This is a genomic window from Vibrio sp. J383 (genome assembly GCF_023503985.1).
In the GTDB taxonomy this organism is placed as follows: Bacteria; Pseudomonadota; Gammaproteobacteria; order Enterobacterales; family Vibrionaceae; genus Vibrio; species Vibrio splendidus.
Window position 1 is genome coordinate 2,118,642 of sequence record NZ_CP097293.1, and the last position, 14,993, is coordinate 2,133,634.

General features: G+C 44.4%; 14 protein-coding genes. 8 read left to right on the forward strand and 6 right to left on the reverse strand.

Annotated elements, in window-relative coordinates; genetic code table 11:
• Nucleotides 1-2: 2 nt before the first annotated feature.
• The 8 genes from M4S28_RS09665 to cobB all read left to right on the forward strand — a co-directional run bounded on the left by M4S28_RS09665 (nt 3) and on the right by cobB (nt 8,590).
• Nucleotides 3-671 carry a TorD/DmsD family molecular chaperone gene (locus M4S28_RS09665; RefSeq protein ID WP_445329529.1) on the forward strand — a complete coding sequence of 223 codons (669 nt, stop codon included), beginning with the start codon at nt 3-5 and terminating at the stop codon, nt 669-671.
• 78 nt (nt 672-749) lie between these two features.
• Nucleotides 750-950 (forward strand): twin-arginine translocation signal domain-containing protein, encoded by a 201-nt coding sequence (locus M4S28_RS09670; protein WP_249632727.1) that lies wholly within the window; start codon nt 750-752, stop codon nt 948-950.
• Between the two features lie 10 nt (nt 951-960).
• Entirely contained in the window at nt 961-3,816 is a 2,856-nt protein-coding gene (locus M4S28_RS09675; RefSeq protein WP_249631715.1) for a formate dehydrogenase subunit alpha, read from the forward strand.
• An 11-nt stretch (nt 3,817-3,827) separates the two neighbouring features.
• Nucleotides 3,828-4,436, forward strand: a complete 609-nt coding sequence (gene fdh3B / locus M4S28_RS09680) for a formate dehydrogenase FDH3 subunit beta (protein WP_004733723.1) — start codon at nt 3,828-3,830, stop codon at nt 4,434-4,436.
• A gap of 13 nt (nt 4,437-4,449) precedes the next feature.
• Nucleotides 4,450-5,523: a formate dehydrogenase subunit gamma gene (locus tag M4S28_RS09685; protein WP_114633561.1), complete on the forward strand. Its 1,074-nt coding sequence runs from the start codon at nt 4,450-4,452 to the stop codon at nt 5,521-5,523.
• Entirely contained in the window at nt 5,507-5,923 is a 417-nt protein-coding gene (locus tag M4S28_RS09690) for a hypothetical protein (protein WP_017059624.1), read from the forward strand. Before M4S28_RS09685 ends, M4S28_RS09690 begins: the two co-directional genes overlap by 17 nt.
• Nucleotides 5,924-6,376: 453 nt before the next feature.
• The gene (locus tag M4S28_RS09695) at nt 6,377-7,597 is read left to right on the forward strand and encodes an ammonium transporter (protein ID WP_229648816.1); all 1,221 of its coding nucleotides are present in this window, start codon (nt 6,377-6,379) and stop codon (nt 7,595-7,597) included.
• 258 nt (nt 7,598-7,855) lie between these two features.
• Nucleotides 7,856-8,590: a Sir2 family NAD+-dependent deacetylase gene (gene cobB, locus M4S28_RS09700; protein ID WP_249631716.1), complete on the forward strand. Its 735-nt coding sequence runs from the start codon at nt 7,856-7,858 to the stop codon at nt 8,588-8,590.
• A gap of 132 nt (nt 8,591-8,722) precedes the next feature.
• Here cobB and M4S28_RS09705 read toward each other — a convergent pair whose 3' ends face one another.
• From M4S28_RS09705 to potA, 6 genes are all read right to left on the reverse strand, one after another.
• A complete protein-coding gene (locus tag M4S28_RS09705) occupies nt 8,723-9,520 on the reverse strand; it encodes a GGDEF domain-containing protein (protein WP_249631717.1) in 798 nt (265 codons plus the stop codon).
• 84 nt (nt 9,521-9,604) lie between these two features.
• Complete coding sequence (locus M4S28_RS09710; RefSeq protein ID WP_249631718.1) at nt 9,605-10,642, reverse strand: extracellular solute-binding protein; 1,038 nt, start codon at nt 10,640-10,642, stop codon at nt 9,605-9,607.
• Nucleotides 10,643-10,869: 227 nt separating this feature from the next.
• On the reverse strand, nt 10,870-11,904 hold the full coding sequence (locus M4S28_RS09715; RefSeq protein ID WP_249631719.1) for an extracellular solute-binding protein: 1,035 nt from the start codon (nt 11,902-11,904) through the stop codon (nt 10,870-10,872).
• Between the two features lie 147 nt (nt 11,905-12,051).
• Entirely contained in the window at nt 12,052-12,822 is a 771-nt protein-coding gene (gene potC, locus M4S28_RS09720) for a spermidine/putrescine ABC transporter permease PotC (protein WP_009846722.1), read from the reverse strand.
• A complete protein-coding gene (potB, locus tag M4S28_RS09725; protein ID WP_004733704.1) occupies nt 12,822-13,679 on the reverse strand; it encodes a spermidine/putrescine ABC transporter permease PotB in 858 nt (285 codons plus the stop codon). The genes potC and potB overlap by 1 nt, the downstream gene beginning before the upstream one ends.
• Nucleotides 13,663-14,778, reverse strand: a complete 1,116-nt coding sequence (gene potA, locus M4S28_RS09730; RefSeq protein WP_249631720.1) for a spermidine/putrescine ABC transporter ATP-binding protein PotA — start codon at nt 14,776-14,778, stop codon at nt 13,663-13,665. The genes potB and potA overlap by 17 nt, the downstream gene beginning before the upstream one ends.
• Nucleotides 14,779-14,993 lie beyond the last annotated feature (215 nt).

Here is a 14,993-nt window from a genome sequence, read left to right on the forward strand (position 1 = left end):
CATTGGAAACTAATTTGGATCAGACACAAGAGCCTGAGCTCGCAAAAGAATTAAAGCAAGAACAGACACTAAGAACTGAAATCTATTTGGTTCTTTCTGCATTGTTCCGTAGCGCACCTTCTGAAGAGGTCATTGTTTTCCTAAAGACGTTAGACATTGAAGCGTCTGAGAGTGCAATGCAAAAAGCTTGGATTGCCATTCAACAAGCGGCAACGGAATCAAATCGCGAAGCGTTAGAAGATGAATATCAAGATCTGTTCATTGGCATTGGCCGTGGAGAGATTGTTCCATTTGGTTCTTGGCATAGAACTGGCGCCATGATGGAAAAACCATTAGCAGAGATTCGTCATGACTTAGAGCTTTTAGGCATTGAGCGTGACGATCAAGTGAAAGAGCCAGAAGATCATATAGCTGCATTGTGTGAAGTCATGGCCATGCTAACGGCTGAAGAAGAAGCGCTGCAACAAGCGGTATTCAACAAACACCTTGGCCCTTGGTTTAACTCTTTCACGCGTCAGCTTGAAGGAGCAGAAAGCGCGAACTTCTACAAGTCAGCAGCTCAGCTGTGTGAAGCATTCCTAACGCTAGAACAAGTGCGTTTTAGCGTGAATACAAAAAGCAGTAAGCACAAATTAAAGATTGATGTGAAAAACGTCACTGATTACGAGTAATCGAGCAGTACGCGATTATATCGATAGAGGGGCATTAAGCCTCCAAAAAAAGATCTACCGTAAGGTAAGGAAGCAATGATGAAAGATAATAAAGATATAAATACAAGCCGTAGGGACTTACTCAAAGGCTTGACGACTGCAGCCGTGGCTGGTGCCGTTGTCGCTGGTACAACTAAAGTGGCAACCGCTTCAGAAACTGTTGAAATTTTGAAAGAAGACGTGAAGAAGACTGGGTATCGTGAAACGCAACATATTCGCGATTACTACGACACACTTTAGGAGATAACGGATGAAACTTGTCAAACGCTCCGATAGTGTGAGCAAAGAAACCAATCAACTGGGTGTGTCTCGACGTGCCTTCATGAAAAACACCTCTCTAGCGGCTGGTGGTGCGGTAGTAGGCGCTGGTCTATTCGCTCCGGGTATGATGAAAAAGGCGCAAGCTAAGTCAGTCGACCCTGAAGCGAAAACAGAAGTGAAACGCACTATCTGTTCTCACTGTTCTGTGGGTTGTGGTATTTACGCTGAAGTTCAAAACGGTGTTTGGACGGGTCAAGAGCCTGCATTCGATCACCCATTCAACGCTGGTGGACACTGTGCGAAAGGCGCAGCTCTGCGTGAGCACGGCCACGGTGAACGTCGCCTTAAGTACCCAATGAAATTGGAAGGCGGTAAGTGGAAGAAGCTTTCTTGGGAACAAGCGATTGAAGAGATCGGTAATAAAGCGCTAGAACTTCGTAAAGAGTCTGGCCCTGATTCGGTTTACTTCTTAGGTAGTGCAAAACACAGTAACGAGCAAGCTTACGCATTCCGTAAGATGGCGTCGCTTTGGGGCACCAATAACGTTGACCACCAAGCGCGTATTTGTCACTCAACCACAGTAGCCGGTGTTGCAAACACTTGGGGTTACGGCGCGATGACAAACTCGTTCAATGACATGCACAACTGTAAGTCGATGCTGTTCATTGGTTCGAACCCTGCAGAAGCTCACCCGGTTGCGATGCAACACATCCTAATCGCGAAAGAGAAGAACAACTGTAAGATCGTTGTTGCGGATCCTCGTCGTACGCGTACTGCTGCGAAATCTGATCACTATGTTTCTCTACGCCCGGGTTCAGATGTTGCGTTTATCTGGGGTCTGTTATGGCATGTCTTTGCTAACAAATGGGAAGACCAAGAATTCATCCGCCAACGTGTATTCGGCATGGACGAGATCCGTGAAGAAGTTGCGAAGTGGAACCCTGCAGAAGTTGAGCGTGTAACCGGCGTTAGCGAAGAAGACGTTTACCACACAGCAAAACTGCTTTCAGAGAACCGTCCGGGTTGTATCGTTTGGTGTATGGGTGGTACTCAACATACTACGGGTAACAACAACACACGTGCTTACTGTGTACTTGAGCTTGCGCTCGGTAACATCGGTAAATCAGGTGGCGGTGCAAACATTTTCCGTGGTCACGATAACGTACAAGGCGCAACTGACCTTGGCGTACTATCAGACACACTACCGGGTTACTACGGCTTGTCTGAAGGTTCTTGGCGCCATTGGTCTAAAGTTTGGGATATCGACTTTGACTGGGTTAAGGGACGATTTGACGACAACGCATACGGTGGTCAAAAACCAATGAACAGTGCAGGTATTCCTGTCTCTCGTTGGGTTGATGGCGTGCTTGAAGACAAAGACAAGATTCGCCAACGCGAAAACATCCGCGCCATGTTCTACTGGGGTCACGCGGTGAACTCTCAGACTCGTGGTCCAGAGATGAAGAAGGCGATGCAGAAGCTGGATATGATGGTTATCGTTGACCCATACCCAACAGTCGCGGCAGTAATGAACGATCGCACCGACGGCGTTTACTTGCTTCCAGCAACCACTCAATTTGAAACCTACGGCAGTGTAACGGCGTCAAACCGTTCTCTACAGTGGCGTGACAAGGTTGTTGATCCTCTGTTCGAATCTAAGCCTGACCACGAAATCATGTACCTTCTTTCTAAGAAGCTTGGTTTCTCTGAACAACTGTTCAAAAACATCCGTGTTGAGAACAACCAACCATTGATTGAAGACATCACTCGTGAATTCAACAAAGGTATGTGGACGATCGGCTATACAGGTCAAAGCCCAGAGCGTTTGAAAGAACATCAACAAAACTGGCACACGTTCCACAAAACAACGCTTGCTGCAGAAGGCGGCCCAGCGAATGGCGAGACTTACGGTCTGCCTTGGCCATGCTGGGGCAACCCAGAGATGAAACACCCAGGTACGCATATCCTTTACGATACGTCTAAACCTGTTGCTGAGGGTGGCGGTAACTTCCGTACTCGTTTCGGTGTCGAATTTGAAGGTCAAAGCCTATTGGCTGAAGACAGCTATTCAAAAGGCAGCGAAATCAAAGATGGTTACCCAGAATTCAGTGACAAACTGCTGAAACAACTGGGTTGGTGGGACGACCTAACAGCAGAAGAGAAAGCCTCTGCTGAAGGTAAAAACTGGAAAACTGACGTTTCTGGTGGCATCCAACGTGTTGCCATTAAGCATGGTTGTATTCCGTTTGGTAATGCGAAAGCGCGTGCGATTGTTTGGACATTCCCAGACCGCGTACCACTGCACCGTGAGCCACTTTACACGCCACGTCGCGACTTAGTTGCTGATTACCCAACTTGGGATGACAAAGAAGCGATTTTCCGTGTTCCTACGCTTTACAAGTCGATTCAAGACCAAGACAAGTCTGGTGAATACCCGATTATTCTTACTTCTGGTCGCCTGGTTGAGTACGAAGGAGGTGGTGAAGAAACCCGTTCAAACCCATGGCTAGCCGAACTTCAACAAGAGATGTTCGTTGAAGTGAACCCGAAAGATGCGAACGACATCGGTTTCAAAGATGGTGATGATGTTTGGGTTGAAGGTGCTGAGAAAGGTCGAATTAAGGTGAAAGCGATGGTTACTCGTCGTGTGAAACCTGGCCTAGCATTCCTACCATTCCACTTCGGTGGCAAGTTCCAAGGCGAAGATTTGCGTTCTAAGTATCCAGAAGGCACTGATCCTTACGTTATTGGTGAAGCTGCAAACACAGCAACCACATACGGTTACGACCCTGTCACGTTGATGCAGGAAACGAAAGTAACCCTTTGTAATATTCGTAAAGCGTAAGGAGTCTTAAAATGGCTAGAATGAAATTTCTTTGTGACACCAAACGTTGTATCGAATGTAACGGTTGTGTCACTGCATGTAAGAACGAAAATGATGATGCTCTGGAATGGGGTATTCAACGTCGCCGCGTTGTAACACTGAACGACGGTGAACCGGGTGAAAACTCTATCTCAGTAGCGTGTATGCACTGTACTGATGCACCTTGTATGGCAGTTTGCCCAGCAGACTGTTTTGAACATACAGAAGACGGCATCGTACTTCACAATAAAGATCTATGTATCGGTTGTGGTTACTGCTTGTTTGCTTGTCCGTTTGGCGCACCTCAATTTCCTAAACAGGAAGCCTTTGGTGAGCGCGGTAAAATGGACAAATGTACCTTCTGTGCTGGCGGTCCAGAAACAGAGCCAGGTTCTGTGGAAGAGCGTCAGAAGTACGGTGCGAACCGTATTGCTGAAGGCAAGCTACCAATGTGTGCTTCTTTATGTTCAACCAAAGCACTGCTAGCGGGTGATGCAGAGAAAGTCTCTGATGTATTCCGTCAGCGTGTTGTTGAGCGTGGTGCGAAGGGTGCAGGCTGGACAGACGGCAATGACCTTTCTTACGATGCGATGAAGAGCTAGTTAGGAGAGACATATGCTTACAATGTTTAAGCGTCTCTTCCTTGTTGTGCTGCCAATGTTGGCAGCACTAACAATGCTGTCTCCTATGAGCCATGCATCAGAGACTAACGCTTCACAAACTCAATCGAGTAGTGCAGAAAGAGAAATCACACAACTTGCTGGCGCCGATTTTTGGCGACAAGTAAGAAACGGTGAAGAAGGTTACACCACATCTCAATCTGCTGAGCACGGTGTGTTGATCAGTACTCCAGGTCAAACGTGGTACATATTGAAGGAGAAGTGGATGTCACCAGCCGGTGCTGTCGCTATCTTTGGCAGTATTGCTTTCGTTACCTTAATGTACGTTGTGATTGGCCCACTAATGCTGAGTGCGCCAAGAACGGGTCGTAAGATCAAACGTTGGTCGCGACTTGACCGCGCACTGCACTGGAGTATGGCGTTTACCTTCTTAACACTGGCTTTCAGTGGTTTGATGTTGGTTTACGGTAAACACTTCTTGAAACCTTATATCCCAACCGATTTATGGGGCTTCATCGTTCTATTGGCGAAGCAATACCACAACTACATCGGCCCGATTTTCTATGTGCTGTTGATGGCTGTTCTTATCAAGTGGTGGCGCAAGTCGATCTTCAAAATGGTCGATATCCAGTGGTTTATAAAACTGGGTGGTATGGTCGGGAAACATAAAGGTTCTCATCCATCTGCAGAGTTTTCTAACGCGGGTGAGAAAGCGCTATTCTGGCTATTGATTGTTATGGGTAGTGTCGCTGCGATCAGTGGCTTGGTGTTAGATTTCCCAATCTTTGGCCAAACACGACGTGATATGGAGCTTTCGAACTTAGTTCACATGCTTGCTGCTCTGATCCTTATCTGCGGCTTTGTGTTCCACATCTACATCGGCTTGTTCGGTATGGAAGGTGCACTTGAGGGTATGGTAACAGGCGAAGTTGATGAAACTTGGGCTAAAGAACACCATGACCTTTGGTACAAAGAAGTGATGGAACAAGAGAAAAATGGCGCTGAACAAAGCGCAAATGTAGCAACAGAGAAAACGGAAGGGGTGAATAAGAATGAACAAACCTCATAAAGGTATTTGGGTCGCTTACATCCTAAGCTGCTTTACACCATTTACTTGTCTTCTCTCTGGTGTGGTCGCGATTATCTACGCAGGCTATCGTTTAGATAAAGGGGAAGACGGCGAAGTAGTGGATACGCACTACTATGGCTTGATTCGCTCGTTCTTCTTGAACCTGACGTTCTTTGTTGTGCTTATCGTCACGGTAGCGACCTCTAACGGCGTGTTAATTGGTGTGAACGATTACTGGTATCAAAACCATATTATCGATGACATCGCTTACTACATTCCCTATGTCGGCATGCTGTTTGGTGGTGTGGCGATCGTGGTGTGGTTTATTCGTATGTATCAAGGCATGCAGCGCTTAAGTCAAAACCTACCGCAAAACCCGACAACAGGACCAAACCTGTAGTGAGTATCAGACGAAGTAGATAACAACTTATCTAGAGCGATTTACTCAAAGCAACCATTGTATAGAAAGCCCAGTGATTCGAATCACTGGGCTTTTTTTGTCCACCCTGAACAAGGGTCTAGTCAACTTGGAAGAAGATTTTTAACTAATTCTTCAAAATATTTGGGGTAGCTCTAAAACAGAACCAAGCTTGATATTGACTGCGCCAATATGGTGCAACTCCCTTAATTGGTGCAATTAATTTTAAACATCCCTCCATATCAAATATCCAAAAAAGTGCAGTGGTAATTTTAACCCCTTAAAATCATAAGCTTAGAATAAAAACTTGTTGCACGGAAATTACGTGAGCGTGTTGGAACGCATCTTGCGTTTACTGTTGAGTCTTTAATTAATTACGACATCAATTCGCACGGTTCTAGTGCAATTGAGACAAAGCTAAGGGAGAGAGCTTTAATGAGTCAAACGGTTACCCAAGTTCATAGCGCAGTAGAGAGCTTGACGCAGAGTTCAGACACTCTATTTCTATTATTAGGCGCCATCATGGTCTTCTTAATGCACGCAGGCTTTGCATTTTTGGAAGTCGGTACAGTAAGAAAGAAAAACCAAGTGAACGCGCTGGTTAAGATCCTCTCGGATTTCGGCGTTTCTGCCATTGCCTATTTCTTTATCGGTTACTGGGTGGCTTACGGTGCGCATTTCTTTGCAGATGCAGAAACCTTATCGCAAGGTAATGGTTACGAGCTGGTGAAGTTTTTCTTCTTGATGACGTTTGCTGCGGCGATTCCAGCGATCGTTTCTGGTGGTATCGCTGAGCGTGCACGTTTCTATCCAATACTCATCGCAACACTTTTCACCGTAGGCTTTGTTTACCCATTCTTTGAAGGGATCATCTGGAATGGTAATTTTGGTTTCCAAGATTGGCTTGAAGCGCAATTCGGTTATGGCTTCCATGACTTCGCGGGTTCAGTTGTGGTTCACGGTGTTGGCGGTTGGATTGCTTTGGTCGCAGTTTACTTCTTAGGTATGCGTAAAGGTCGTATTCGTGCAGGTAAACACACTAACTTCGCACCATCTAACATCCCATTCTTAGCACTAGGTTCTTGGATCTTATGTGTGGGTTGGTTTGGCTTCAACGTGATGTCAGCTCAAGCTATCAATGGCATCAGCGGCCTAGTAGCCATGAACTCACTTATGGCGATGGTCGGCGGCATTCTAGCGGCTTTAGTCGCAGGTAAAAATGACCCAGGCTTCATCCATAATGGTCCTTTGGCTGGTCTCGTAGCGATTTGTGCAGGTTCAGACTTAATGCACCCACTTGGCGCTCTCGTTACAGGTGGTGTAGCGGGCGCATTGTTCGTTTACCTGTTTACTTACATGCAGAACAAAACACAGATTGATGATGTGCTGGGTGTATGGCCATTGCACGGCGTGTGTGGCGCTTGGGGTGGCATTGCAGCTGGCATCTTCGGCCAGCAAGCACTCTGGGGACTAGGTGGCGTGAGCTTTGCTTCTCAAGTTGTTGGTACACTGGCGGGTATTGCTGTTGCTCTGATTGGTGCATTGGTTGTATACGGTGTTCTAAGTAAAGTGACTGGCCTACGTTTAAGTGAAGAAGACGAGTTCAACGGTGCGGATCTTTCAATCCATAAGATCTCTTCGATTAACGAAGACTAACGTCATCAATCTTGATGAGTGTTAAGCCCTTGCTAGACACAAATTAAATTATAACTAAGCGGCTTCGGCCGCTTTTTTTGTTTCAGTGAAAAGCAAAACAGAGAGTTTGAGTAACAATGGCAGCACCCATCAAGCGAGTTATGTCACAAATAGCCAATGAATTCAGTTGCCTAAGACTATGGTCTAATCCCTAAAACTATTGTTGGAATTTGAACAGTGCTAAGCTGTTAAAAAGTGACATATTGAAAAGGACGTTATATGCATTTCCCATATCGAAATATCGTAATTCTTACTGGCGCCGGCATCTCTGCGGAGTCGGGGATTCAAACATTCCGAGCACAAGACGGATTATGGGAAAACCATAAAATCGAAGATGTCGCGACACCAGAGGGTTTTGCAAAAGATCCAGACTTGGTGCAAGAGTTCTACAATAAGCGTCGCCATGGCTTACAGAACGAAAGTATTCTGCCAAACTCTGCCCATAAGGCGCTAGGTGAGCTCGAAGAGAAGCTAGGTGGCAAAGTAACGATCATCACTCAAAACATCGACAACCTGCACGAGAGAGGCGGTAGCAACAATATTATTCACATGCATGGTGAACTTCTTAAGGCACGTTGCAGCGAATCAAATCAAGTTCTAGAGCACAAAGACGGCATCCATACTGGTGAATTGTGCCATTGTTGCCAAATACCAGCTCAAATGCGTCCTCATATTGTTTGGTTTGGCGAAATGCCATTAAGAATGGGCGACATCTATTCAGCGTTAGAAGAAGCTGATCTGTTTATCTCGATCGGCACATCAGGTGTGGTTTATCCAGCGGCTGGTTTTGTACATGACGCAAGAATGCATGGCGCACATACAATTGAAATCAACCTCGAGCCAAGTGCGGTTGAGAGCGAATTTGAAGAGAAACGTTACGGTAAAGCCAGTATTGAAGTGCCAAAATTAGTCGGTGAGCTGTTGTCTTTAGAGAAAGGCTCTTTAACGGCTTAACTAATCTTTATCCACTATATATAAGCAAATATACATTGACCTAAAGAGAATTAGAGTCGTATGTATGTTTGCTTTTTTGTCTCTATTTTTTACCTGCCTTACGGCCAAATCAGCCACTAAATAATGGTGTGATTAAGCTCGTTGATCTGTTCGCTGCGCTTTTTTCATTTCGTACATCGCTTTATCTGACTCATCAAGCGCCTGTTTAAAGTTCTCTCTACTCGTTACTTCAATACCGTAAGAGAAGCCGATGTTCTCTCCATGTAATAGATTCGTCACTTGGCTTACAAACTCGCCACCACGGCCAAGTTGTGCAGTCGCGACAAACTCATCGCCGCCAACTCGAAACACCATTTCATCTTCTAAGGCGGCTTGGCTGAGCGCTTGAGAGAAGCGAACGATCATTAGATCGCCAACTTTATGGCCTTTACGGTCATTGACTCGCTTTAACCCGTCCAAATCGAAATATATGAGTTCGAATTCTTTCAGCGTGATTGCGTCAAACTTCTTACGATTATACAAGCCTGTCAGCTCATCTTGCTTGCTTTGATCTTTCAATTTGGTTGTAAGTTCAGTTATACCGTAAGCAATAAGTAGGAAGGCTATTTGCAACAATCCATCTTCAAGAAAGGTGTCGAGTAACTCGTTTCGGTCGGCCCATTCATCGAGGTGTTTGAGCTCTGTGATCACATCATAAAGCAAGTTAGAAATAAGTAGTAGAGCACCATAGCGAAGGGCTTTATGAGGGCGAATAGCATGACGAGCAACGTAGTAGATGTACATTATAATCACGAGCGTGTTCGTTTCAAAAAACAGATCGTAATTGGAATCTATGTGAATAAAAGAACTCAGCCCAAGCATCAAGAATGACGCAAGCAGCATCAGAGTCACAACCAATAATATAGGGTTCGCGGGCATATTAAATCGCACTTCATTTGGTTTAATATCATCCTATATAAAGTGTAGATAAAAATAAAGCGGCTTACGCCGCTTTATTAACCTGTCAGTAACAATCTAGTTGTTTACTTTAAGTTTTTGGAAGTACTCGTCATAAATAACGCTCGCTTCGCCAACTTCATCCTGCCATACGCCGTTATCCATCACAGATTGCGGTGGGAAAACGTTCTTATCTTCAGAAAATTCTTTAGGTAGAAGAGGGTAAGCCGTTTTAACTGGCGTCGGGTAACCGATCTCTAGAGCAATCTTCGCTGCATTTTCTGGACGAAGAAGGAAGTCGATCATCTTATGTGCTGCTTCAACGTTTTTAGCGCCAGATGGGATAGCTAGGCTGTCCATCCAGAAGATAGCGCCTTTCTCTGGCCAGATGATGTCAATTGTCGCGCCTTCTTGGCGTGCCATGTAAGCAGAGCCATTCCAAAGCATACCAAGAGACACTTCGCCCGCTAGATAAGGGTTTGCTGGGAAATCTGAGTTAAATACCAATACGTTTGGCATCAGCTTACGAAGTTCTTCGTACGCTTCTTTGATTTCTTCAGGGTTCGTTGTGTTTGGAGAGTAACCCAGTTTAGACAGTGCGATATGGAAAACCTCACGAGAGTCATCCATCATCATCAGTTGACCTTCCCACTGTGTATCCCACAGATCGCCCCAGTTTTTAACTGAAGACTTGTCTAGCATATCTGAGTTGATACCAATACCCGTTGCGCCCCAGATGTATGGGATCGAGTAGTTGTTGTTTGGGTCAAATGGCTTATCTAAGTAATTTGGATCCAAATCTGAAAAGTGGCTTAGCTTAGCTTTATCAAGCTCTTGAAGCATGCCTTCTTTACGCATCTTAGAAACGAAGTAAGTAGAAGGAACCACTAAGTCGTAACCCGTACCTTGAGTTTTTAACTTAGCGTACATGCTTTCGTTAGACTCATAAGTTGAGTAATAGACTTTAATGCCAGTTTCTTCTGTGAAGTCTTCTAGTACTTCATTTGGAATATATTCAGACCAGTTGTAAAAATACAGTTCTTGGTCAGCTGCGAAAGAGGGTGTAGAAAGTAAAGTAGCAGCACACAATGCGCCGGTATACAGTGTTTTTTTCATTACTGTTCCGTTCATTTGTTTGATTTGGAGCTGGGTAGTGAACCCAAAGTAAATGGATTTCTAAAAATCGCGCTAGATTATAGCAGTGATATAACAAAATAGGCAGCCTAAGCTGCCTATTCATTGATATTCTTATTTTTAACGTGTTGATTACCTAACTCAGGTTGTTAAGTAAACCAGTTACTTATCAGCGTCTGTTGACCGGAGCAATGAGATAACGAACTCGCTTACTGACCCGCTTTAAGCTTCATGAAGTAATCTTCGTACTTCACTGTCTTATCGCCAACCGCGGCTTGCCATTCAACACGGTCAAGATCTTCTTGCGACGGGAACAGAGCAGGGCTGTCTTTGAACTTCTCATTAGACGCTTTAACGGCCGTTAGGTAACCGGTGTCACGAGAGATTTGTTCTGCGATTTCTGGGCGAAGTAGGAAGTCGATCATCTTATGAGCTGCTTCTACGTTGATTGCGCCAGAACTGATAGCAAAGTTATCAACCCAACCAATGCCGCCTTCTTTAGGGAAAACCAGTTTAATCGGTAGCCCTTCATTTTGCGCTGCAGCGGCAGAACCGTTCCAAAGCATGCCAAGACCGACTTCGCCAGACATGTATGGCGCGCCTGGGTTATCTGAGTTAAATACCAAAACGTTTGGCATTAATTTCTGTAGCTCGGCGTAGGCTTCATCGATTTCTTTTTCGTTTGTTGTGTTACCTGAATAACCCAGCTTACGTAGAGCAATGTGGAACACTTCACGAGTGTCGTCCATCATCATCAGTTGACCTTCGAGCTCTGGCTTCCATAAGTCAGCCCAGCTTTGAAAATCTTCTGGATCGTACATATCTGTATTCACAGCAAGGCCGGTAATAGCGACAACATGTGGAATCGAGTAGTCGTTGTTCGGATCATATGGCTTATCTAGATAGTTGGTATCTAGATTCGCAAAATTGTTTAGCTTGGTTTTGTCGATCTTTTGAAGCATGCCTTCATCGCGCATTTTAGACACGAAGTAGGTCGAAGGAACCACAAGGTCGTAACCTTTATTGTGCGTTTTCAATTTTGCGTACAAAGTTTCATTCGATTCGTAAGTCGAGTAAATCACTTTGATGCCCGTTTCATCAGTGAACTGTTCTAAGATCTCACTATTGATGTAAGGTCCCCAGTTCATGAATACCAATTCTTTGTTATCTTTTGCAAATGATGGTGCAGATAACATTGAAAGCGCACATGCACTACCAGCTAATAGAGTAGCCCATTTTTTCATTGACGTTAGCTCCAAACTAAACGTTGCCCGAAGGCAGTAGATAGAAAAACAGAATGGCAATTTACCATTCTGTTTATGATTAACATTTTTTTAAACTTGAAGTATTTTAACTTCTTATCAAGTCAGTCTCAGTAAAGAGTAGGAGACTTACTTGATTTTCTCTCTCGCTAACAACTGGGAAATAATCACCAGTACTAACGACACCACTAACATCACTGTTGCTAGGGCGTTGACCTCTGGAGATATACCGACTTTAACCATCGAGTAAATCTTCAGTGGCAATATTTCATACGTTGGACCCGTTACGAAAGAGCTGATGATCACATCGTCCAAAGACAGAGTGAAGCTCAATAACCAACCCGCAGCAACAGCTGGCTTAGCAAGAGGCAAGATGATCTGTTTTAGAATCGTCCATTCACTTGCCCCTAAATCTTTTGCAGCTTCTAGCATCTTCACATCAAAGCCATTCAAGCGACTGTAAACCGTAACAACAACGAACGGCAGACAGAAAGTAATGTGCGCCGCAAGTAGGGTAAAGAACCCAAGTTGTACACCCATAACTAAGAATAGCGCAAGAAGCGAAATCGCCATTACGATATCTGGAGACATCATCACGATGAACAACATGCCATTGACTATGCCTTTACCTTTAAATTGGTAACGGAATAGGGCTACTGCTGTCAGGCTGCCAACAATCGTTGCCGCAGTTGCTGAGAACACCGCGACGTTGATCGAGTGCCACGCAGCCTGCATTAGGCTATCGTTGTTAATCAGCGCGTCATACCACTTGGTGGTAAAGCCACCCCATTTCATACCAAACTTATTGGCATTAAAAGAGTTGGCAATTAATACGATAATAGGTAGGTATAGAAAAGCGTATACCAGCGCCATAAAGCTGAACTTAACTGTGCGACCCATTAGTCTAGCTCCACTTTCTTATTCAATAACTTGCCTGCACGGTAGTAGGCATAAAGCATCACGGCCATAGCAGTAGTCAGTGCAATACTGGTTGCGGCGCCAAACGGCCAATCACGGGCATTCAACACTTGGCTCTTAATGACGTTACCGATCAACAGGTTCTTAGCACCGCCCAACAAGTCTGAAATGTAGAACATTCCAAGCGCAGGGAGCAATACAAGTAAACAACCACCGATAATGCCTGGCATCGTTAGGGGTAAAACAACCTTCAATAGCGTTTGAAGTTTGTTCGCACCTAAGTCTTTAGCCGCTTCTAAATAAGTATCGTCTAGCTTTTCAATCGCTGAGTACAACGGCAAAATCATGAAAGGCAATAGGATATATACTAACCCAATCATTACTGCCGTTTCTGAATACATGATACGAAGTGGCTTATCGATAATGTCTAACGCCAACAAACCTTTGTTCAACACACCTTGTGTACCTAAAACCACTTTTAACCCGTAAGTACGAATCAAAGAGTTGGTCCAGAATGGCACAATCACTAAGAACAACATGATTGGGCGCCATTTCGTAGGCATTTTTGCCACGATATAGGCAAATGGGTAACCAATAATTAAACAAAGTAGGGTTGCGACAATCGCCATATAGAAAGAGTGCATCAGCACTTTAAAATACAGCGGATCAGCCAAACGCAAGTAGTTATCGAGAGTGAAGGTCATCTCGATCAAGTTCGCTTCATCACGAGTTAGAAAGCTAGTGCCGATGATCATGATGTTTGGAATCATCACGAACAGCACTAACCAACCTGTGATTAAAGCAACAATCGCGTTTTGTAAATTAAACTTCTTGCTCATCTTCTAACACCACTTCCCAGCTCTCAACCCAAGTTACTGCAACTTTTTGGCCCAGTGAGTGATCAACATCAGGGTCATCTTCGTTGAAGAATTCGCTAACCATGACACGCATACCAGATTCAAGTTCTACGACTGAATCTAATGTCATACCTTTGTAGGTTCGCTCGACAATGTGGCCAACAATACCGCTTTGGTCCGACTCTTTAATTTCTTCGATACGAAGATCTTCAGGGCGAAGTAGTACTTGCAATTTTTGGCCCGGTGATACGTCTTTATCGTAATAGATAATTGACTCTTCACCTTCAATTGTCGCAACAATGCGTTTTTCATCTTGACGAGATTTCGCGGTCGCTTCGAATACGTTAATTTCACCAATGAAACGAGCAACAAATAAGTTCTTAGGCTCTTCGTAAATTTCTCTTGGTGTCCCGTCTTGTTCAATCACGCCATCACGCATAACAATAATACGGTCAGACATAGACAGCGCCTCTTCTTGGTCATGCGTTACAAAAATGAACGTAATACCAAGTTGGCGTTGCAGTTGTTTAAGCTCGATTTGCATCTGTTTACGTAGCTTGTAATCAAGAGCAGATAGGGATTCGTCCAACAAAAGAACTTTAGGCTTATTAACGACAGCACGAGCGATTGCAATACGTTGCTGTTGGCCACCGGATAGCTGGTGTGGCTTTCGTTGTGCCATTTGTTCTAGGCGCACCATTTTTAAAGCATCCATAACACGAGGTTCAATCTCAGTATTTGGCACTTTCTGCATGCGTAAACCAAATGCCACATTATCGAAAACGGTCATATGTGGGAATAGGGCATAGCTTTGGAATACAGTGTTAACATGCCTTTGTTCAGCAGGAACTTGGGTTACATTCTGTTGGGCTAATAGTATTTCACCACTATCTGCCGTTTCAAACCCTGCAATCATTCTTAGTACCGTAGTTTTACCGCAACCGGACGGGCCTAATATCGTGAGAAACTCACCATGATTTACGTTTAGATCAAGATTGCCGATGACTTCCTTACCATCGAAACTTTTACTAATGCCAGTTAACTGTACGACTGGCTTTCCTACTGATTTTTTAGCGTTCAACGTCTGTTTTTCTCCACCTTGGTTCTATTTGAGACCTGTTGCTATACACCTTTAAGGCGCGCATCATAATCACCAAAAACGTGAATTCAAAGCATTTTTTACCATTCAGAGATAAAAAAATTCGTAGGTAAAAGTAAACATCCTTTACCATACTGTTATTTATTGGGTTCACACCCTAACAAGTGTCTAATTATTAACCATTAAGACGCAAAAGC